We start from the raw sequence: 20,975 nt of genomic DNA, 5'->3' as shown, positions 1-20,975 counted from the left end.
CCCGAACAGTACCCCTCCGGGGTATATTCCCGATGGGTGGTCCGCTCGCACGGACGTCGATGCCGGCTCAGGACGCGAGGGCGGTGTCGACCACGGAGAAGACCTCGGGATCCCAGGTGAGCGCGCGCTCCCATGGTAGGTCGAAGGCGTCGGCGAAGAAGATGCTGTGGACGTCGTCCTCGAAGGAACGGCGGACCACGCGGGGGAGGACGTCGACCGGGACGTCGTCGGCTCGAGCGCTTCGCAGGGCCACCAGACCGTCGTGTGGCCACAGCTGTCGCGGTTCGGCTGCCGTGTGGAAGTGACCCGCACCGACTGCGGTGACGGCGACGTCGTCGAGGAACCCGAGCTGCGTCGTGTTCCACTCGCGCAGGAACCGGCGGGAGACCTCGTCGGCAGCGCCCTGTGAATGCTCGGCGGCATAGCCCCTCGACCGTTCGAGGATCGTCGCGGTCCCCGCATCGCCGTGGGCGTCGTGGACCGAGACCTCGCCGGTGAGCACGTCGCCGAGGAGCGACCCCTCCCAGGGGGTGCCGAGGGTGACGAGCCGGCCGATCGACGGGCCGGAGTCGCGCAGCTCGCGGATCGCGGCACGAGAGAAGAGACCGCCCATGGAGTGGGCGACGAGGTCGATGCTCCCGAAGCCGTGTTCCTCGGACAGCCACCGCAGGAACGCGCCCAGGCTTGTCCCGCCGGCGTCGATCCCACCGACGGCGTTGACGGTCACCGCGGCGGGAAGCACGATCGGGACGTCGGCGAACCCCTGCCAACCCCTGTCCTCGTGCACCTCCCCGGCACCGATGCGTGCCGGTGCGGTGAAGACCGGAACCTCGCGCCCGAGCAGGTGGGCACGCAGCGCGGTGAGGGTGTTCCCGGCGGCGAGGCCGGACCCGGCGGCATGGTCCGGACTCGTGAACGGGGTCACGGCCGCACCCCCTGACACGAGGACGATCGCATCGGCCATGGTGCTCCCTCCGGCTGGCTACGACGTCAGCGTACTGGTCGGGCGAGGTCGATCCGCAGTGCGTTGCGACGCACGTCGTCGATCGCGGTCGCGACCGCGCCCTGCGCCACCATGTCGGCGCCGAGTTCCGACGCGACGAGCTGGGGTGGTTCAGCGCTCATGTAGCCGGGGATACGCTCCGACGCGACCGCGAGCAGCTGCGACATCGACGGGGCGATCCCACCGGCGAACACGATGCGCTCCACGTCGAGCAACCCGCCCAGGATGGCGCTCATCCGCGCGATGCGATCACCCATCCGGCGCACCAGGTCGAGCGCGACCGTGTCGCCCCGGTGCGCCGCAGCGAGGACCGACTGCGCATCCACCTGCGCGACCGGTATGCGGCTGAGCTGGCTGCTCTCCGGAAGCCCGCCGCTCTCGCGGTACTCGCGACCCCAATCGCGCAGGAGCGCGGCGATGCCTCGCGATGAGCCGACGCCGTCGACGAGATCGAGGAGGTGCAGCTCGCCCGCCCGGCCGCGACCGCGGACGAGGCGACCGTCGACGACGTATCCGGCGCCGAGCCGCTCGCCCGTGACCACCGTGATGTAGGAGTCGACGCCGACGCCGGCACCGATCGCGCCCTCGGCGACGGCGGCGAGGTTCGCGTCGTTGTCGGTGACGACCGCGCAGCCGCGGTCGCGGATGCGCTCGCCGAGCCGAGGGTTCATCCGATCCCAGAAGACGTTGCCCTCGGGGGACCGCCCGAGCGCGTCGATGGGGGCCGGGACGCCGAGCACGATGCAGAGTGGCGGCTTCGTACCGCTCTGCCGCACGGCCTCGTCGATCGCCGCGTCGACGGCGTCGACCCGTGTCTCAGCGGTGGCCGCCGGATCGACGGTGTGGTGCGACCTCGCGAGTTCCCGACCGCGCAGGTCTGCGGCGATGGCGGTGATGGAGTGGGCTCCGGCGTCGACACCGACGACGATCCCGGCATCGATGCGCAGCTCGTAGCGACGGGCGGGTCGACCCTTCCGATAGGCGGCACCGGCCTGACGTGCGTCATCGAGCTCCGTCAGCCAACCCAGTCCGATGAGCTCGTCGGAGAGCGTGATCGCCGTCGATCGTGACAAGCCGGTGGCGGAGATGACGTCGGCTGCGGTGAACGCGGACGACGCCCAGGCGTGATCGAGGACGGCGGTGATGCTGGAGGAGCGCGGCTCCACTGCCCGCTCCGTCGTCGTCGCTTCCATGACCGACAACGATATCCACGATCCGAGGTCGCGCGCGGATGCCGAGCCGGGGGAGAGCGGCACGGCGCGCAGGACCGTGAACGATCACGGTGTCCGACCCGTGGCTGTCGTGACGGAACCGGTGCTTGACCAGACGTCGAACGGATGGCAGAGTTTCCGTCATCAGTTGATTTACTCTCTGTATTTAGTCAGCGGATCCATCGAGGGCTCCGCGGAAGGACAATGATGTCGAACCCACTGAAACGCGCGATACGCGCCACGGCCGGAGTGGCGGGTGTGGCGCTCCTGGCCAGCGTCCTCGTCGGTTGCTCGAGTGATGGCCGGGAGACCATCCACTTCACGTTCAGCAAGCGTGAGGCGTTCACCTTCATGAACCAGGCCGTCGCGGACTACAACGCCTCGCAGCAGCGATACGAGGTCGTCATGGACACCTCGGGGCCAGATCCGCTCGCGGCGAGCTTCGTCCGTGGCAACCCGCCGGACCTCATGCTCTCGAACTACAACCACGAGGTGTCGCGTTTCGTCGAACGGTGCGCGCTCTCCGACCTGTCCGACACCACGGCGGCGGCGTCCATCCGCGACGACCTCCAGCCGTTGCTCGACCAGTACGGCGTCTGCGAGGGACGCACGAGCGCGTTGCCCTACTCGGTGATGGCCGCCTCCGTCATCTACAACAAGACGATCTTCGCCGAGTACGGCCTCGAGGTGCCGACGACGTGGAGTGAACTGATCGCCGTCTCCGACACGCTGAAGGCGGCCGGCGTGGCGCCGTTCTACGCGACGTTCGCCGATGCCTGGACCGCCAACCAGGGCTGGTTCGACTACTCGGTCGGCGGCGCCGTCGACATCCCCGACTTCTACGACCGGCTCGCGGAGGAAGGCACCGAGGTCGGACCGGATGCTCCGGTCTCCTTCGAGAAGGACTTCCTGGAGCCCGTCGAGAAGATGCAGTTGCTCGCCAAGGAGTACACGCAGGCCGATGCGCCGAGTCGCACCTACGACGCCGGTAACGTCGCCTTCGCCGAGGGCAAGGGCGCCATGTATCTGCAGGGCCCGTGGGCGTTCAGCCAGATCGCACTCACCGCACCGGACCTCGACCTCGGGACCTTCCCGCTGCCGATGACCGAAGACCCGAAGGACCTCAAGGTCCGGGTGAACCTCGACCTCGTCACCATCATCCCCGAGGAGGCGAAGAACCCCGAGGGTGCCCGCGACTTCCTCGAGTACCTGTTCCAGCCGGAGGTCATCCAGGCCTACAACGAGTCGCAGCTCGGGTTCGTCCCGACGGACGACGGCAAGGCTCCCGACGACCCGCGAGTCGCAGGCATGATCCCGTACTACGACGACGGCGCGTTCTACCAGGGCCCGGGCGTGCTCAACCCCCGCGCCATCCCGACCGAGAACTACGCGCAGTCGCTGGTCCTCGGCACCGACGCGGCGTCGATGCTCCGCACCATGGACGCGGACTGGGCACGACTCGCGTTCCGACAGCCGCCCGTCGCGAGCAAGGAGGGTTCCGAATGAGCGCCACCACATCGATCGTGACCGGGGGCAACCCGAAGGTCCGACGCAGCACCAAACGGGTCGAACCGATCTACTACTTCTTCCTGTTCCCAGCCGTCATCCTGTTCACGCTCGCGATCACGCTCCCCGGCGTCGTCGGCATCTTCTTCAGCTTCACCGACTCCATCGGGATCGGCGACTGGGAGTTCATCGGCTTCACGAACTACATCGCCGCGTTCAGCGATCCGGCCATCCTCACGAGCTTCCTCTTCACCTTCGGATTCTCGCTCGTGACGGTCATCGCGGTGAACGTCATCGCGTTCCTGCTCGCGGTCGGCCTGACCGCGAAGATCCGCTTCAAGATGGGACTTCGCGGGATCTTCGTCATCCCGATGGTCATCTCGGGCATCATCATCGCCTACGTGTTCCAGTTCCTCTTCATGAACTCGGTGCCGGCCGCCGGCTCGGCGCTCGGGATCCCGTTCCTCGAGACGAGCATCCTCTCGAACCCGGACCTCGCCTGGCTCGGCATCGTGATCGTGACGGCATGGCAGTCGATCCCCGGCACGCTGCTCATCTACATCGCGGGTCTGCTCGCGGTCCCCGGTGACGTCTACGAGGCGGCGTCGCTCGACGGCGCGAACAAGCGCCAGCAGCTGCTGCGGATCACCCTGCCGCTGGTGATGGGCTACGTCGTGATCAACGTGATCCTCGGCTTCAAGAACTACCTGAACGCCTACGACATCATCGTCGGCCTGACCAACGGTGGCCCGGGCACCTCCACACGGAGCATCTCGATGACGATCATCCGCGGGTTCCAGACCGGTGACTACGCCTACCAGATGGCCACGGCCACCCTGTTCTTCATCATCACGATCATCATCGCCCTCGTGCAACTCTCGGCGACGCGCGGAAGGAACGCACTCTGATGGCCACGCCAACCGTGCTCAGCACCCAGTCCATCACCACGGCGAACGCCACCCCGAAGCAACGGACCAGGGGAGAGCGGGTGAGCTGGTCGACGACGATCATCCTGCTGCTCTGCGCCGTGACCGTCCTGCTCCCGCTCTACGTGACGATCTCGATGGCGTTCAAGACCGACACCCAGTCGGTCGACGGCAACGCCTTCTCGCTCCCGGCACCGTTCAGCATCGACGGCTTCGTCCAGGCGTGGACCCTCACGAAGTTCCCGGTCGGCTTCGCGATGTCGCTCCTCGTCACCGCAGGGACCGTCGTCGCGACGATCGTCCTGGCCTCCTTCGCCGCGTACGCCATCGTGCGCAACTGGGATCGCCGACTGTTCCGCTTCTCGTTCTTCTACCTGCTCGCCGCGATGTTCATCCCGTTCCCGGTCGTCGCCCTGCCGCAGATCCAGCTGACCGGTCGTGTCGGACTCGACAACCCGTTCGGGGTGATCATCCTCGCCACGATGTTCCAGCTGAGTTTCAGCGTGCTGCTGTTCACGGCGTTCCTGCGGTCGATCCCGATCGAACTCGAGGAGAGTGCGCGCATCGACGGTGCGAGCACCTGGCAGACGTTCTGGAAGCTGATCTTCCCGCTCCTGGCTCCCATGAGCGCCACAGTCGGCATCTTCGCGTTCCTCTACGCCTGGAACGACTTCATGATGCCGTCGCTCATCATCTCGGACGCGGGGCTCCAGACCCTCCCGGTGCGACAGAACCTCTTCCAGACCCAGTTCAGCAGCAACTACAACGTCGCCTTCGCCTCGTACCTGATGGCGATGGCCCCCGCGATCATCGCCTACCTGTTCGCGCAGCGTTGGGTGATGTCGGGCGTCACCCAGGGTGCCGTCAAGGGGTGACCCGTCCGACCGACCGACCGACACCGGACCCATCCACCACGAGAAAGCCCGAGGACCACGCCGTCATGACCGACGCACCACTCGTCGACACCGACACCGACTCCGCCGACGCCCGGCGGACGGCCGACGCCACCTGGTGGCGTCAGGCCGCCGTGTACCAGATCTACCCGCGGAGCTTCGCCGACGCGGACGGGGACGGTCTCGGCGACCTGCCGGGCATCCGCTCCCGGGTCGACTACCTCACCGAGCTCGGGATCGACGCGATCTGGCTCAGTCCGTTCTATCCCTCGGCGCTGGCCGACGGCGGGTACGACGTCGCGGACTACCGCGACGTCGACCCCCGGCTCGGCACACTGGAGGACTTCGACGAACTGATCGTCGCACTGCACGAGCGCGGTATCCGGGTCATCGTCGACATCGTGCCGAACCACACCTCGGACCTGCACGCGTGGTTCCAGGAGGCGCTCACCTCCGGTCGCGGGTCGGTGGCTCGCGACCGGTACGTCTTCCGCGAGGGGAAGGGCGCATCAGGCGAGGAACCGCCCACCGACTGGGAGTCGGTCTTCGGCGGCCCCGCCTGGGAGCGGGTCGAGGACGGCCAGTGGTACTTCCACAATTTCGCCACCGAGCAGCCGGACCTCAACTGGGACCACCCCGAGGTCCGCGCCGACTTCCTGAAGACCCTGCGGTTCTGGTCGGATCGCGGCGTGGACGGTTTCCGGATCGACGTCGCGCACATGCTCACGAAGGATCTCTCCGAGCCGCTGCCGAGTCGCGCTGAACTGGATCTCATGCCACAGGACGGCAACCATCCGCTGCTCGACCGCGACGACGTGCACGAGGTGTACGCCGAGTGGCGGCGGGTGTTCGAGGAGTACGACCCGCCGCGCACCGCCGTCGCCGAAGCGTGGGTGGGTTCGCCCGAGCGTCGGGCGAAGTACGCATCGGCGGAGGGACTCGGCCAGGCCTTCAACTTCGACCTGCTCGAGGCGGACTTCGATGCCGCCGAGTTCCGCACGGTCATCACCGACAACCTGGCACAGGCGGCGGAGACGGGGTCGTCGACGACGTGGGTGCTGTCCAACCACGATGTGACCCGTCACGCCACGCGGTACGGACTCCCACCCCTGGCCGGGCGGCCGGTGAAGCAGGGCACCGAGTGGGTCGCGGCGGGTGGTCCCGAGTCCGACATCGATCGCGACCAGGGCCTCAGACGCGCCAGAGCGGCGACGCTCCTGCTCCTCGGGCTTCCCGGGAGCACCTACCTCTACCAGGGCGAGGAGCTCGGTCTGCAGGAGGTCGCCGCGATCACCGCGGAGCAGCGCCAGGACCCCGCGTTCTTCCGCGGCGGCGAGTACGACGGGCTGGGTCGCGACGGCTGCCGCGTACCGCTGCCCTGGTCGGCGCAGGGTCCGTCGTTCGGATTCGGAGGTGCGGTCGCGCACCTGCCGCAACCGACCTGGTTCGCCGAGTACGCGGTCGATGTCGAGGCTGCGGATCCGAACTCGACGCTCTCGCTCTACCGTGAGGCACTCCGGCTGCGACGACTGCTGCAGACCGAGGAGCGCCTCGAGTGGATCGAGACGGGGCGGCCGGACGTCGTCCGATTCGTGCGGCCGAACGGTTGGCAGGTCCTGACGAACTTCGGGACCGAGCCGTTCCCGCTCGAGGCGGAACACGATGCCGTCGTGCTGGGCTCCCTCCAAGCCGGTTCGGTCCCGGGGGAGTCCACCGTGTGGACCATGCCCGGCGTCCTGTCGGAGTGACGCGCTCAGTCGACGCGTCGGACCGTCACCCCGAGCGATTGGATGCCCGATGCGACGTTCGGGCTGAGACCCGAGTCGGTGACGATGAGGTCGAACCGGGAGAGGTCGACGACCTTGTACTTGGCGAAGGAACCGTACTTGGAACTCGCGGCGACGAGGACGTTCTCGGACGAGACCGACATGGCCGCGTGCTTCACCTCGACCTTGGACTCCGCGGGAGTGGTCAGCCCGCGCTTCAGGTCCCACGAGCTCGTGGAGACGAAGGCCACGTCCACGGCGAGCTGACGGATCATCTCCGCGGCGAGTCGCCCGACGGTGGACTGGTTCGCGAGGTCGACGCGTCCCCCGACGCTGATGAGTTCGATGGACGGGTGGTCGATGAGTTCGCGCACGATCGCGAAGTCGTTGGTCACGACGGTCAGATCCCGGCGTACGGCGAGATGCGGCACCATCGCGAGCATCGTCGTGCCGGCGTCGAGGTAGATCGTCGACCCGTCGGTCACGAGTTCCGCGGCCGCCGCGGCCATCGCGCTCTTCTCGCCGGCGTCGACCAGCGCCTTCTCGGCGTGGCTCGGCTCGGCGAGGAGACGACTGGCGATCTTCGCGCCACCCGGGACGGAGAGCGCGCGGCCCTCCTCCTCGAGCGCCGCGACGTCGCGCCGGATCGTCATGTGGCTGACCTCCAGCAGGCTCGCCAGCTGGGGGAAGCTCAGGACCTGCTCGCGTCGCAGGTGTTTGACGATGAGCTCGCGTCGCTGCTCGGGGATGAGATGGGCGAGATCTCCGGTGTCGGTGGTCATCGTCTCCTCGTCATCCGTCGGCGTGCGGTCCACGTTATCGGCTGTCGGGCGTCCACGACGATCCGTAACGTGCGGTGAGGTCCGCGATCTCCGCCTCGTCGAGCAGGCGACGTCGCTGACCGGCGGTCATGAGGGTGATGCGCGACGCCTCCTCGACCTCGATCGCCGCGTCGATGGCGGTGGCGAGGTCGCGTCCGCTCGTGAGCTGCCCGTGGTTCTGCAGCAGCGCAGCGTGGAACGGGAACGTGAGGGCGGTCAGGAGATCGGCGAGTTCCGGCGAACCCGGCGCGCGGTAGGGGACGAGCGGGGTCTGGCCGGCGCGCATGACGAAATAGGGAGTGAGCGGCGGGAGCGCGCTGTGCGGAGCCCACGGCTCGAGGCAGGAGGCGGCGACGGCCTGCGGCGAGTGGACGTGCACGATGGCGCGATGCTCCGGGTTCTTGCGATAGAGCGCGAGGTGCAACGACGCCTCCTTGGAGGGCTTGTCGCCGCCGACCCATTCGCCGTGGGCGTCGAGCACCGCGAGCCGGTCCGGGTCCAGTGCGCCGAGAACGGCACCACCTGGCGTGATGAGTATGGTGCCGTCGGTCGCGCGAGCGCTGAGGTTGCCGCTGCTGCCCGGGCTGAGCCCGGCGGCGACGACGGCGGCGCCCGCGGCGACGAGGTCGGACGCGAGCTGGGTCCTGGTGGCGGACACGGGATCGTGGAGGCCGAGGCTCATGCGTGCAGTTCCTTCCAGGCGGCGGAGAAGAGGTCCTCGTCACCGAAGTTCCCCGATTTCAAGGCGACGTTGACGGCGATGCCGGTACCGGCCCGGTCGGTGACGCCCGACGCCCAACAGACCCCGGCAGCGATGCGCGGTCCGATGACGAGTTCGTCGAGGCCGAGTGCCGACACCACGGCGCCGGAGGTCTCGCCGCCGGCGACGACGAGCCGGGTGAAGCCCGCCTCCGCACCCACGAGACGCACGGCGAGCGCGGACAGCAGCCGTTCGACCGCCGCGGCGGCCTCGGGGGAGGAGACCACGTCCGCGGTATCGGCCACCGCGTGGACGAGCACCGGGCCGTCCTCGGGCTGTTGCACCGCCCAGGCGGCGATCGCGTCGAGCTCGCCGTCGGGGTCGATGGCGAGCGCTCCGACATCGACCTTCCGGTGCGGCATGCGCTCTGCGGCGTGCCTGACCTGACCCTGGGTCGCGCTCGAGGCGCTCCCGGCGAGGATGAGCCGGCGGCCGGCGGTCACCGCCATCGGCGCGGCGGACCGCGGCGCCTGCGGTTCGAGCCCGAGGGCGAGACCGGACCCGCCGGAGATGAGTCGTGCGTCGGCGGTCGCCGCCGCGATGGTCGAGAGGTGGTGGTCGGACGTCGCGTCGACGACGAAGTAGTCGGCGTCGCTGGCCGCGATGGCCTCGAGCAGCGCTCCTGCGCCGGCGTCGACGGTCGCGGTGTGGATCTCGGCGATCGTGCGGGTGGTCTGCGGGCGCAGCAGCTCGGAGACCCGTGACCGTGTCATCGGGGTGAGGGGATGCGTGCGCATGGACGAATCCTCGAGCCGGACGCCGTGCACCTCCAGGATGCCGTCGCGGACGGTGCGCCCGTTGTCGGGGAAGGACGGGACGACGACGGTCCGGTCCATCTCCAGGGCTTCGGCGAGTGCATCCAGGATCGGTCCGATGTTGCCGGCGTCGGTGGAGTCGAACGTCGAGCAGTACTTGTCGTAGATGCGTTCCGCGCCGAGCGCGCGCAGCGCTCCGAGAGCCCGCAGTGAGGCGTCGACGGCCACCGACACGGGGGCGGTCCGCGTCTTCAACGCCACGACGACCGCCTCGTACTCGCTCAGGCGTGCGCGCACGCTCGGATCCTGTTCGATGGTGTCGAGTCCGCGCTCGGTCACGACGACCACGTCGAAGCCGTGTCCGGCGAGGTTGGTCGCGAGGTCGGTCGCTCCCGTGAAATCGTCGGCTATACCGCCCAGGTGGGTCATCCGGTGCCTCTCGTCCTCCGCGCGGTGGTGGGTTGGTCACGTCCCGCGTCGGTGTGAATATCTGTGTCCATAATTGACAATAGTATAAATCAGTCATAGTTTGTGTGAATCGATGTGAAGCGTGATGTTCGCGCGACGTCGTTCAGAGAGGAACCCGACACACGATGTCTCACCCAGCAGCTTCAATCATCACGAAGACCGACGGCGGACCCATTGCGGTCGCCATCACGGGCGCGAGCGGTGGGTTCGGTCGGACCTTCCTCGCGCAGCTCAAGCGACTCGAGACCATGCGCGCCTCCGTTCTCGTGGACCTCGACCTCGAAGCGGCGTCATCGCTGCTGAACGAGCTCGGGTACCCGGACACCTCCTGGTCGATCTGTCGCGATGCGGTCGAGGTGTCCAACGCCGTCGCGGGCGGCCGGCTCGCGCTCGTCGACGACATCGAGCTCCTCACAGCGGAGGCGTATGACGTCCTCGTCGAGGCCACCGGCAGCACCCGGGCCGGGTTCACGTTCGCCGAGCGTGCCATCGATCAGGGCCGGCACGTCATCATGGTGAGCAAGGAGGTCGAGAGCCTGTCCGGGGTGTACCTCGCCGATCGGGCGAAGCAAGCCGGTGTCGCCTACCTCCCTGGAATGGGCGACCAGCCTGCGAACCTGCTCGCGCTGCTCGGATGGGTGAAGGCCGTCGGCCTGCCGGTCGTCGCGGTCGGCAAGTCCAGCGAGTACGACCTCGTCTTCGATCCATCGACCGGTGTCGTCCGTCAGCTCGACGCCGAGCTGCACGCGCCGGAACTCGCCGAGCTGCTCACCCTCGGTGACGACCGCACCGCGACCCTCGACGCCCGCGCGAAGGCGGTCGCCGGGTTCAAGCGGGCGGCCGCGGCCGACTCCTGCGAGATGGCCGTCGTCTCCCAGTACTCGGGACACGTGCCCGACGTCGAGACCATGCACTACCCCGTCGCCCGGCCCGACGAACTGGCCGACGTCTACGCCCTCCGCGAGCACGGGGGACTCCTCGGCCGGACCGGGGCCGCGGACGTCTTCAGCATGCTCCGGCTCCCGGGCGAGGCCAGTTTCGCCGGGGGTGAGTTCGTCATCGTCGAGACGGGCGACGCCGTCACCTGGGAGACGCTGCGGCAGAAGGGGCACGTCGTGAGCCGCGACGGACGATACGCGTGCATCTTCTCGCCATACCACCTGATGGGCGTCGAGACCCCGCTGTCCGTCCTCGAAGCGGTGTCAGGACACCGCGTGCCCGCCGAGCCTCGGCAGTACTCGACCCTCACCGGCCGCGCCGAGCGCGACCTCCCCGCGGGCGAGGCGCTCCAGGTCGCCGGGCACCACCACGAGATCGACGGCGTCGCACCCGTGCTCCGGGCGACCGCCGACACCGCTCCCGACGTCGCGCCGTTCTACCTCCTCGACCGCACCAGGCTCGTCCGCCCCGTCGCAGCCGGCGAACTCATCACCCTGCAGGACATCGACGGGTTCGACCAGCGTCTCTGGGACGCGTTCGCCGTCGGCCGGGAGCTCGGCGCATGACGCATATCGACCCTCGCGGAATCCGCATCCTCGACGCGCACCACCACTTCTGGGACTTCGAGGGCCCCGGCTACTACCCCTGGCTCCAGGGTGAGTACAACGACCGGTTCTTCCTCGGCGACTACACGGGGATGCTCCACACCTTCCTGCCCGCCCAGTACCGGGAGGCGACAGCGGGGTATCGCGTCGTCGGCACGGTGCACGTCGAAGCCGAACGCTCCCGCGAGCAGGAGGTCGACGAGAGCCGGTTCCTCGACCGCCTCCACCGCCAGGACCCGAGGTTCCCAGCCGCAGCCGTGGCCCACGCGTCGCTCGCACGCCCGGACCTCGGCGACGTGCTCGCCGAGCACGCCGAGATCGGGCTCATCCGAGGCATCCGCTCGAAGCCCGTGACCTCGGCCACCGCGGCTGAAGCCGAGACGATCGCCGGAACCCCGGGGACGATGCAGGACCCCGTGTGGCTCGCCGGTCTCGCCGAACTCGAGCGGTACGGCTTCTCCTGGGACCTCCGGGTGCCCTACTGGCACCTCGCAGAGGCCGCGGACATCGTCCGCGAGCTGCCCGGGATCCCCGTGATCGTCAACCACTGCGGGCTGCCGCTCGACCGGTCCGAGGCCGGACTCGACGTCTGGCGCCGGGGCATGCGTGCGCTCGCAGCCCTGCCCAACACCACGGTCAAGGTGTCCGAGCTCGGCTTGCCGCGCAACCGTTGGGAGCGCGAGTCGAACGAACGCGTCGTCGCGGAGACCGTCGAGGTCTTCGGAGTCGACCGGTCGATGTTCGCTTCGAACCTCCCGGTCGCCACGCTGACCGCTCCGAGCTTCGGCGAGGTCGTCGACACCGTACTCAGCGGTCTGTCGGGCGCCTCTGACGACGATCTCGACCAGCTCTTCGCCCGGACGGCAGCGCGGGTGTACCGCGTCCCGCTCGACGACTGACCCGCACCACCACCCCCGATCCGCAGCAACCCGAAGGACCACCCCATGGGCGTCAACGACGACAAACTGTTCCGCAAGATCGCATTCAGAATCCTCCCACTCGTGATGATGGGGTTCTTCCTGTCCTATCTCGACCGCGTCAACGTCGGCTTCGCGAAACTCGAGATGTCCTCGGACCTCGGTTTCTCCGACGCCGTGTACGGCCTCGGAGCCGGCGTGTTCTTCATCGGCTATTTCATCTTCGAGATCCCTTCGAACCTCATCCTCGCGAGAGTCGGAGCGCGCGTGTGGATCGCGCGCATCATGATCACGTGGGGGATCATCTCCGGTCTGATGTTCCTCGTGGACTCCGAGTGGATGTTCTATCTCATGCGCTTCCTCCTGGGTGTCGCCGAGGCCGGCTTCATCCCCGGGGTGCTCTTCTACATGGCGCAGTGGTTCCCGGCGAGCCGCCGGGGCCGCGCCTGGGGCGTGTTCTACCTCGCCCTCGCGTTCTCAGGGGTGGTCGGCGGACCGCTCTCCGGGATCATCCTGAACAGCACGCATCTGGCGCTCGACCTGCAGGGCTGGCAGTGGCTCTTCATCATCGAGGCGGTCCCCACGGTCATCCTGGGCTTCGTCATCCTGAAGTTCCTCCGGGAGGACCACCGGACCGCGCCGTGGCTCGACGACGCCGAGAAGGCCCGCCTGAGCGAGATGCTCGAAGCGGAGCGTCCACCAGCAGGGCATACCCCCCTGCGCGACGTGTTCCGCAGCCCGATCATCTGGCTCCTCGCGCTCATCTACTTCTCCTACAACTTCGCGCTGTACGGCATCAGCTTCTGGCTCCCCAGTCTCATCCAGGGCCTCGGCGTCGAGGGCACGCTCCAGATCGGCTTCATCTCGGCCATCCCGAGCATCGCCGCGATGGTCGCGATGGTCGTCTTCGGCTTCAGCTCAGACCGTCACCAGGAGCGCAAGAAGCACATCGCCGCGGCCTTCGGGTTGAGCTTCATCGGCTTCGCGATCTGCGTGATCGCCGGTCCGAACCCCGTGCTCGGCATCATCGGCCTCAGCCTCGCCAACGCCGGCGCACTCGCGATCCCGGCGATCTTCTGGAGCTTCCAGACCGCCATGCTCACCGGCACCGCGCTCGCCGGCGGCATCGCGCTCATCAACTCGACCGGGAACCTGGCCGGCTTCGCCGCGCCCTACCTCATCGGCTTCGTCCGAGACGCCACCGGAAGCCCGAACATCGCCCTGGTCGTCTCGGCCGGCTTCATGGTCCTCGGCGCGGCCCTCGTCCTCGCCGTCCGCTCGGCCCGCCGCGGCGACGCCCAGATCCCCAAGCTCGTCACCGTCGAAGGAGACCGTCCATGACCGCCGACAGCCGCCGAACCGCGAACGCACCCGATCAGCAGCGTGGTGGCGGTCGAGCGACCAACATCCGCTGGAGCGTCGTCGTCGTCCTCTTCCTCTTCTACACGATCAACTCGATCGACCGGAGTTCGCTCGGGGTCGCGATGCCGAGCATCGTCGGGGAGTTCGAGCTCACCCCGACGATGCAGGGCGTCATCCTCAGCGCATTCTTCTGGACGTACTGCCTCATGCAGATCCCAGGCGGTCTCGCCGCGGACCGCTTCGGTCCACGGCGGATCATCGGCATCGCCTCGGCCGTCTGGGGCACCTTCACCGCGTTCGCCGGGCTCGCTGTGAACGGGGTGATGCTCATCCTCGCGCGCCTCGGACTCGGTGCCTTCGAGGCGCCGTACATGCCGGCGGCATCCAAGCTCGTCTCGAACTGGATGCCGCCCAAGCGTCGCGCGTCCGGCGTCACGCTCATCGACTCCGGCGCACCACTCGGTGCGGCCTTCGGCGGTCTCCTGGTCGCCTGGCTCATCACCGCGACCGGCTCGTGGCGGTGGTCGTTCATCATCATCGGCGTCTCCACGGTCGTCATCGGGTTCTGCGTGTACCTGTACATCCGCAACCTGCCGAGTGAACACCGTCTCGTGAACCGCGCTGAAGTGGACCTCATCACGGTCGCCGGTGGTCCAGAGGACGAGAAGCCCGGCGTGACCCGGGGTAACGCGACGGCGATGGTCATCGGCCGTTTCGGTTGGGCGATGGTGTTCTGGGGCCTCGTGACCTGGGGACCCAGCTACCTGAGCAACGCCCGTGGGCTCGACCTCCAGGCGATGGGCTTCGCGACCTTCCTGATCTTCCTCTGCGGCGCCCTCGGGGAGATCCTCAGCGGGTTCCTCGCGGACCGGCTGCAGCGGGTCTTCAGCCGGAACCGCTCGTTCAAACTGCTCTTCGGCGGCTCCGGCGCGCTCAGCCTCATCGCGTTGATCTCGCTCCCGTTCGTGACCGACGCAGCACTCGCGGTCACCCTGCTCTGCATCGGCGTCTTCTTCAATCTCTTCGGCGGTCTCTACTGGACCATCCCGGCGATGCTCGCGAAGAAGGAGAAGGTCGGACTCGTCGGCGGGGTCATGAACTTCGCCGGCACGTCTGCCGGCATCGTCGTGCCGATCGTCGCGGGTGTGCTGCTCGACATCACCGGTGGCTACACCGCGGTGCTCGTCTTCCTCGCCATCGCAGCCGCGGTGTACCTCGCGGCATCGCTCATGATCAACTTCTCCGGGGTCGCGAAGCCGACGCCGGCGGAGCCGGCTCGTGCCTGAGTCGTCGGGTCTGGCGGCCGGCCGGTACGCAGGCCCCGTGATCGACGCGCACCACCACGTGTGGGACCTCGAGCGGAATCGGTACCCGTGGCTGCTGCCCGACGTCCTCGTCCCCCATCGCTACGGCGACTACAGCGCCGTCAAGCGGAGCTACCTGCCCGCCGACTACCGGCAGGACACGGCCGGTCTCGGCGTCGTCGCGAGCGTCTACATGGAGGCCGAATGGAACCCGGCGGATCCGCTGGGCGAGACGCGCTACGTCGAGGAGCTGTCCGCCGAGGGCGGCGTACCGGGCGCGATGGCCGCGCAGGCGTGGCTCGACGCTCCGACGGCCGCCGAGGTCGTCGCCGCCCAGGCGGCCTCGCCGATCGTCCGCAGTGTGCGTCACAAGCCCGGGGGACCGGCCACCGCCGACGAGGCGCGGCTCGGTGGTCGGACGCTCCTGAGCGACCCGCTGTGGCGGCGCGGGTACGCGGCTCTCGCGACGCACGGTCTCCACTTCGAACTCCAGACGCCCTGGTGGAACCTCCACGAGGCGGCGGACCTCGCCGCCGAAGTGCCCGAGACACTGATCGTCGTCAATCACGCGGGCGTCCTCCTCGACCGCGAACCGGCCACGGTGGCCGGCTGGCGTGAGGCGATGGCCGGACTCGCGGCGCACGCGAACGTCGTCGTGAAGGCGTCCGGGCTCTGCGTCGCCGGGGTCCCGTGGTCGAGCGAGCTCGTGCGTGAGCCCGTGCTCACGCTGGTGGAGCTCTTCGGCGCCGATCGGGTGATGTTCGGCAGCAACTTCCCGGTCGACGGGATGTTCACCGACTACGCGGGGCTCCTGGACGCGTACCTCGACGCCGCCGCGTCACTGTCGGCGGCGCAGCAGCGGGCGATCTTCCACGACACCGCGGACCGCGTCTACGCCCCGGATCGCATCGCCGGGGCCTGAGCCCCGCGCAGCTCGGTGAGCCAGGCCAGGCTCTCGCTTGTCGTGGTCGTCGGTCGGTACTCGCACCCGACGAACCCGTCGTACCCGCTGACCTCCAGCGCGGTGAAGAACGCGTCGAAGTCGATCGTCCCGGAACCGGGCTCGCCGCGTCCCGGGCTGTCCGCGATCTGGACATGGCCGATGCGATCGGCCCACGCCACGACGTCCTGCACCACGTCGGCGCCGTTGTTGTGCAAGTGGTAGGCGTCGAAGAGCAGACGCACGGCGGGGTGGTCGACCCGATCGATCACCTCCAGGGCCTCGTCGATCGTCGTCACCGGGTAGTCGCCGTTCTCGCCCCTCGTGAGCGGCTCGACGAGGATCCGGACGCCGAGCGGATCGAGGCGCTCGGCGACACGAGCCAGGTTCGCGACGGCGGTGGCGAGTTGGGTCTCGTGCGAGACGCCTGCCGGCCGGACGCCGTAGAGCGCGTTGACCGCACGACACCCGGTCGCCTCGACGATCGTCGCCACCACGTCGACGGTGTCTGCGACGAACTGCTCGGTCCCGGGGTGCGACACCACGCCGCGGTCTCCGGCGGGCATGTCGCCGGCGTACAGGTTGATCGCCCGCAGCGAGACCTCCGCCCGCTCGATCGCAGCGAGGAAGGCCTGGAGCTCCGCCTCCTCGGGGACGGGTGTCGCGAACGGCCACCAGCACTCGACGTCGACGAACCCGACGGCCTTCGCAGCGGCGAACCGCTCGAGGAACGGCACCTCGGTGAACAAGATGGACAGGTTTGCGGAGAACTGCATTGTTCGTTCCTTTTCGATCGGGGTGCTTGACACCAGTTTGGTATATCGAAATACTCGAACGCAACGCCGGGGCGATGGAGCTCGCTTCTTGTCTTGGTATATCGATAGCTCGATCGACCGGGCGACAACGACAGGAAGAGAGACGATGACGACCATCGGATTCGTGGGACTCGGCGTGATGGGGCGCCCGATGGCGGAGCACCTCGCCGCAGCCGGACACGACGTGACGGGGTTCAGCCGGGGCGATGCGAGCCGATCGGCCGCGCGGGACGCCGGCCTCCGCGTGGCCGACTCCGTCGCCGAGGCCGTCACCGGTGCCGAACTCGTCATCACGGTGCTGCCGGACTCGCCGGACGTCGAATCGGTCGCGCTCGGCACGGACGGGATCCTCGCGCACCTCGCCGACGGGGCCGACTACATCGACCTCTCGACGATCCGACCCGAGACGGCTCGTGATGTGGCCACCGCCTTCATCGAGGCGGGCCACGGCGCGCTCGACGCCCCGGTGTCCGGTGGTGAGGCAGGCGCGCGCGAGGGCACCCTCTCCGTGATGGTCGGTGGTGAGTCGTCCACCCTGGAGCGTTGGCGGTCCGTCCTGGAGACGTTCGGCGCCTCGGTGGTACACGTCGGCCCGAGCGGTAGCGGCCAGGTCGTGAAGGCCGCCAACCAGTTGGTCGTCGCACTCCATCTGCAGGCCCTCGCCGAGGCTGTCGTCTTCCTCGAGGCCCAGGGCGTCGACGTGGAGACGGCGCTCTCGGTGATCCGCAAGGGTCTCGGAGGCAGCACCGTCCTCGAACGCAAGACCGATTCGGTCCTGGCGGACGACTTCCGCGCCGGCTTCCGGTCCGAGCTCCACGCGAAGGACCTCGCGATCGTCGAAGTGGCTTCGCGAACCGCCGGCGTCGGTCTTCCCGCGACCGGACTCGTCGCACAGCTGCTCCGCTCGGTGGTCGCCCGCGGCCAGGGCGGTTCCGACCATTCCGCGCTCGTCGAGCTCGCCCGCTCGATGAACGGCGGGGCAGGCGCATGACCGTCACGGAACCACGCGCGGCCGTCGAGACCGCCGACGTCCGCCCGGGCTGGTGGCACGAGCCGTTCGACATGTTCCAGACGAACCTGCGCGAGATCGACGCGCTGCTCGACGTCGAGACGGTCCTGGACGCCATCCAGGAGCACGGTGCCGGCGTCTGGCTGCTCAACGTCGGAGGCATCCTCTCGCACTTCCCGTCGACGCTGCCGTTCCAGTCGAGGAACCCACTGCTCGAGGAGCGCCCCGGGGGCGACCTCGTCGGTGACGCGATCGAAGCCGCGCATCGTCGTGGCGTCCGACTCCTCGCCCGCATGGACTTCTCCAAGGTCGCCGCGCGCGTCGCCGACGAGCACCCCGAGTGGTGCTTCCGGTCACCGAGTGGGGAACGACAGGTCTACGAGGGGCTGGTGAGCGTCTGCCCCAGCGCGGGGTACTACCAGGACCGGTCGCTCGACATCATCGACGAGATCCTCGACGCGTATCCCGTCGATGGATTCTTCTTCAACTGGTTCGGGTTCAACGAGGTCGACTACGGAGGACGGGTCCACGGCGTCTGTCACTGCGACGCCTGCGCCGAGGCCTTCGTCCGGGAGACCGGGATCGAGCAGCTGCCGTCGTTCGCGGGTGATCCCGGCTACCTGGAGTGGAAACGGTTCGCCGCGGCGACCATCGACCGCTTGACGGCGCGCATCCGAGGGCACATCGCCGAACGAGCACCCCACGCCGGGCTCATCCTGGGCCGCTCGGCGGACATCCTGTTCCACGAGGCGAACAACGCCCTCGGCCGCCCGCTCTGGCCACACGCGACGAGTGAGTCGGTGAGCGCGTTCCGGGTCGCGCAGCCGGGCAAACCGGTCCTGGTGAACGCCGTGGCTTTCATCGACATGCCGTACCGGCTGGCGAGTGAACAGCCGGAGATGTTCGGGCAGTACCTCCTCCAGGCGGTGTCGCGCGGGGCGAACCCGTCGACGTACATCATGGGGCCGGCCGGGCTCATCGACTACGCCTGTCTCGCTCCGGCCGGGGTCGTGACGCGTTTCCACCGGGATCACGCCGACCTGTACGCCGGACTGGCGCCCGCGGCCGACGTGGGTATCGTCCGACCGAACCCGCTCGCGGCGCCCACCGAGGTGCATCACTCGTCGATCGCCGAGTTCCGCGGCCTGTTCTCCGCCCTGCTGGAGCGGCACGTCGCGGTCGACGTCGTGCCGGCGGAGTCGCTGCCCGTCGTGGACCTCGGACGCTTCCGCGTGCTGGTCCTCCCGGATCTCATCGCGCCGACCGCGGAGGAGGACGCCGCTCTCGCGGCGTTCGTGCGCGCTGGTGGGCGGGTCGTCGCGACGGGGCGGTCGGGCATCCACGCGGACGGCTCCGTGGTCGCCTGGCTCCCCGGAGCGCGGCAACGGTCGCTGGAAGACGACGCGGAGGCGCTCAAGTCGAGCTACGTCCAACGGGGCGGTGGGCCGTCGGTCGAAGGCTCGGACCTCGTGCCCGTGCGTGGGCGGCTGCATACCCTGGCGTGGCGTTCCGACGCCCGCCTGCGCCACGAGTTCGTCCCGCGAGCACCGTACGGACCGCCCGAGAAGGCCCACGGTCACGTGGTGGGACCGGTATCGGCCTGCGGGGTGTTCACGCTCGGTCGTGGACGGGCCACGCAGGTCCCGTGGACCGTCGGCGCGGCGTATCGCGAACTCGGGCTCACGGCCATCCGTGACTTGATCGCCGATCTCGTGATCGACGCTGTCGGGGAGGATGGAACGGTGGGGGTGGAGGCGAGCGAACACGTGGAGGTGTCCGTCGGTCGTTCCCGAGCGGGTCTCGTCGTGCACGTGCTCAACCACTCCGGTCAACGTCGGAACTCCTTCGGTCCCACCGTCCCGGTCCGTGGAACCCGCTTGCGGTTCCCCGGGAGGGCGGCCGACGCCGTCGGCACCCGCGTCCACCATGTGACCGCCGGCGACGTCGACGCCACGGTGTCGACGGTCGGAGACGATCTCCTCGTCGAGATCGTCGAGGTCGTGGACGGAGCGGTCGTCGTGGTCCCGGACGGAGGTGAGCGGGATGACGCCTGAGGTGGTCCTCATCCGCGGCGGCCAGGCGGACGCCGTGCGCTCGCGCATCCGCAGCGACTTCCCCGAGGTCCGCGTCCTCGACGACGAGGCCGCCCACCCCGCGACCACGATCATCGCAGGCCGGGTGCGCGACGAGGAGCTGCCCGGGCTGCCGGCGCTCGCCTGGGTGCACTCCTGGGCCGCCGGCGTCGAGTCCGAGGTGGGACCGGTGCTCCGCGGGAGCGGCGTCACGGTGACGTCCTCGGCGGGCAACGGGGCGGTTCCGCTCGCGGAGCACGCGATGTTGCTGGCCCTCCAGCTCGACCGAGGCGGACATCGCTGGTCGGATGCCGCCCGCGGGGCCAGATGGGACCGGTTCGTCCACGGCGAGCTCGCCGGCAAGACGATGGGCATCTACGGCTTCGGCAACATCGGCGCCGCCCTCGCGCCGCGCGCGAGCGCCTTCGACATGACCGTCATCGGCCTCCGTCGTGACGTCGGTCGCACCCCGGCCGCCGTCGATCGCCTGTACCGACCGGAGGAGGTCCTCGACTTCGCCGGGCGGTGCGACGTGCTGGTCGTGACGGCCCCGCTCACCGTGGAGACGCGCGGAGCGATCGACCTCCGCGTCCTGTCTGCGCTCCGCCCGGGAGCCACCGTCGTCGTCGTCTCCCGAGGGGGCATCGTCGTCGACGCGGACCTCCTGACGGCCCTCGACTCCGGTGCCGTCGCGGGAGCCGGTCTCGACGCGCACACGGTCGAGCCGCTGCCGGCGGACTCCCCGTTCTGGTCGCGCGACGACGTGGTGGTGACGCCGCACAACGGAGCCACCACGCCCGCCACCGCCGATCGCGGAACCGCGATCTTCCTCGACAACCTCCGACGTCGAGTCACCGAGGATCCGCTCGTCAACCGCGTCGACCCGAACTCCCTCGCCTGAAC

18 protein-coding genes are annotated in these 20,975 nt (G+C 68.9%); 12 read left to right on the top strand and 6 right to left on the bottom strand.

What is annotated here, in order from left to right:
• Window positions 1-67: 67 nt before the first annotated feature.
• Together QRN44_RS10625 and QRN44_RS10620 are read right to left on the bottom strand one after the other, a co-directional pair.
• On the bottom strand, window positions 68-964 hold the full coding sequence (locus QRN44_RS10625) for an esterase/lipase family protein (protein WP_121290850.1): 897 nt from the start codon (window positions 962-964) through the stop codon (window positions 68-70).
• 26 nt (window positions 965-990) lie between these two features.
• A complete protein-coding gene (locus tag QRN44_RS10620) occupies window positions 991-2,196 on the bottom strand; it encodes an ROK family protein (RefSeq protein WP_285039111.1) in 1,206 nt (401 codons plus the stop codon).
• A gap of 225 nt (window positions 2,197-2,421) precedes the next feature.
• On the opposite strand from QRN44_RS10620, the gene QRN44_RS10615 reads away from it, so the two are divergent.
• The 4 genes from QRN44_RS10615 to QRN44_RS10600 all read left to right on the top strand — a co-directional run bounded on the left by QRN44_RS10615 (window position 2,422) and on the right by QRN44_RS10600 (window position 7,287).
• Entirely contained in the window at window positions 2,422-3,720 is a 1,299-nt protein-coding gene (locus QRN44_RS10615) for an extracellular solute-binding protein (protein WP_121291105.1), read from the top strand.
• Entirely contained in the window at window positions 3,717-4,628 is a 912-nt protein-coding gene (locus tag QRN44_RS10610; protein ID WP_079002413.1) for a carbohydrate ABC transporter permease, read from the top strand. Before QRN44_RS10615 ends, QRN44_RS10610 begins: the two co-directional genes overlap by 4 nt.
• Window positions 4,628-5,521 (top strand): carbohydrate ABC transporter permease, encoded by an 894-nt coding sequence (locus QRN44_RS10605; protein WP_121290846.1) that lies wholly within the window; start codon window positions 4,628-4,630, stop codon window positions 5,519-5,521. The genes QRN44_RS10610 and QRN44_RS10605 overlap by 1 nt, the downstream gene beginning before the upstream one ends.
• 65 nt (window positions 5,522-5,586) lie before the next feature.
• On the top strand, window positions 5,587-7,287 hold the full coding sequence (locus QRN44_RS10600) for a glycoside hydrolase family 13 protein (RefSeq protein WP_121290844.1): 1,701 nt from the start codon (window positions 5,587-5,589) through the stop codon (window positions 7,285-7,287).
• 5 nt (window positions 7,288-7,292) lie between these two features.
• Here the strand turns inward: QRN44_RS10600 and QRN44_RS10595 are convergent, their stop codons facing one another.
• Genes QRN44_RS10595 through otnK form a run of 3 tightly spaced genes read right to left on the bottom strand, consistent with a single transcriptional unit; the run spans window position 7,293 to window position 10,070 of the window.
• Window positions 7,293-8,087, bottom strand: a complete 795-nt coding sequence (locus tag QRN44_RS10595) for a DeoR/GlpR family DNA-binding transcription regulator (RefSeq protein ID WP_285039110.1) — start codon at window positions 8,085-8,087, stop codon at window positions 7,293-7,295.
• Window positions 8,088-8,121: 34 nt separating this feature from the next.
• Window positions 8,122-8,808, bottom strand: a complete 687-nt coding sequence (locus QRN44_RS10590; RefSeq protein WP_121290842.1) for a class II aldolase/adducin family protein — start codon at window positions 8,806-8,808, stop codon at window positions 8,122-8,124.
• A complete protein-coding gene (gene otnK, locus QRN44_RS10585; RefSeq protein WP_285039109.1) occupies window positions 8,805-10,070 on the bottom strand; it encodes a 3-oxo-tetronate kinase in 1,266 nt (421 codons plus the stop codon). Before otnK ends, QRN44_RS10590 begins: the two co-directional genes overlap by 4 nt.
• Window positions 10,071-10,234: 164 nt before the next feature.
• Here otnK and QRN44_RS10580 point away from each other — a divergent pair, with 164 nt between their 5' ends.
• The 5 genes from QRN44_RS10580 to QRN44_RS10560 are packed head-to-tail and all read left to right on the top strand — an operon-like array spanning window position 10,235 to window position 16,158.
• Window positions 10,235-11,614 carry a homoserine dehydrogenase gene (locus QRN44_RS10580; protein WP_285039108.1) on the top strand — a complete coding sequence of 460 codons (1,380 nt, stop codon included), beginning with the start codon at window positions 10,235-10,237 and terminating at the stop codon, window positions 11,612-11,614.
• Window positions 11,611-12,552: an amidohydrolase family protein gene (locus QRN44_RS10575; protein WP_285039107.1), complete on the top strand. Its 942-nt coding sequence runs from the start codon at window positions 11,611-11,613 to the stop codon at window positions 12,550-12,552. Before QRN44_RS10580 ends, QRN44_RS10575 begins: the two co-directional genes overlap by 4 nt.
• A gap of 45 nt (window positions 12,553-12,597) precedes the next feature.
• Window positions 12,598-13,911: an MFS transporter gene (locus QRN44_RS10570; protein WP_285039106.1), complete on the top strand. Its 1,314-nt coding sequence runs from the start codon at window positions 12,598-12,600 to the stop codon at window positions 13,909-13,911.
• Complete coding sequence (locus QRN44_RS10565) at window positions 13,908-15,218, top strand: MFS transporter (RefSeq protein WP_079002417.1); 1,311 nt, start codon at window positions 13,908-13,910, stop codon at window positions 15,216-15,218. Before QRN44_RS10570 ends, QRN44_RS10565 begins: the two co-directional genes overlap by 4 nt.
• Window positions 15,211-16,158, top strand: a complete 948-nt coding sequence (locus QRN44_RS10560) for an amidohydrolase family protein (protein ID WP_285039105.1) — start codon at window positions 15,211-15,213, stop codon at window positions 16,156-16,158. The genes QRN44_RS10565 and QRN44_RS10560 overlap by 8 nt, the downstream gene beginning before the upstream one ends.
• Here QRN44_RS10560 and QRN44_RS10555 read toward each other — a convergent pair.
• The gene (locus QRN44_RS10555; RefSeq protein WP_175115906.1) at window positions 16,128-16,952 is read right to left on the bottom strand and encodes a hydroxypyruvate isomerase family protein; all 825 of its coding nucleotides are present in this window, start codon (window positions 16,950-16,952) and stop codon (window positions 16,128-16,130) included. The genes QRN44_RS10560 and QRN44_RS10555 overlap by 31 nt on opposite strands.
• A 145-nt stretch (window positions 16,953-17,097) precedes the next feature.
• Between QRN44_RS10555 and QRN44_RS10550 the strand changes: the two genes are divergently transcribed.
• Genes QRN44_RS10550 through QRN44_RS10540 form a run of 3 tightly spaced genes read left to right on the top strand, consistent with a single transcriptional unit; the run spans window position 17,098 to window position 20,973 of the window.
• The gene (locus QRN44_RS10550; protein WP_071259976.1) at window positions 17,098-17,982 is read left to right on the top strand and encodes an NAD(P)-dependent oxidoreductase; all 885 of its coding nucleotides are present in this window, start codon (window positions 17,098-17,100) and stop codon (window positions 17,980-17,982) included.
• On the top strand, window positions 17,979-20,054 hold the full coding sequence (locus tag QRN44_RS10545; protein WP_285039104.1) for a beta-galactosidase trimerization domain-containing protein: 2,076 nt from the start codon (window positions 17,979-17,981) through the stop codon (window positions 20,052-20,054). Before QRN44_RS10550 ends, QRN44_RS10545 begins: the two co-directional genes overlap by 4 nt.
• Window positions 20,044-20,973 carry a D-2-hydroxyacid dehydrogenase gene (locus QRN44_RS10540; RefSeq protein WP_285039103.1) on the top strand — a complete coding sequence of 310 codons (930 nt, stop codon included), beginning with the start codon at window positions 20,044-20,046 and terminating at the stop codon, window positions 20,971-20,973. Before QRN44_RS10545 ends, QRN44_RS10540 begins: the two co-directional genes overlap by 11 nt.
• The last annotated feature ends 2 nt before the right edge of the window (window positions 20,974-20,975 follow it).

Origin of the sequence: Plantibacter sp. lyk4-40-MEA-4, assembly GCF_030209415.1 — a bacterium.
In the GTDB taxonomy this organism is placed as follows: Bacteria; Actinomycetota; Actinomycetes; order Actinomycetales; family Microbacteriaceae; genus Plantibacter; species Plantibacter flavus_A.
The sequence above is the reverse complement of the archived record's forward strand: the minus strand, read 5'-3'. Positions and strand labels throughout refer to the sequence as shown.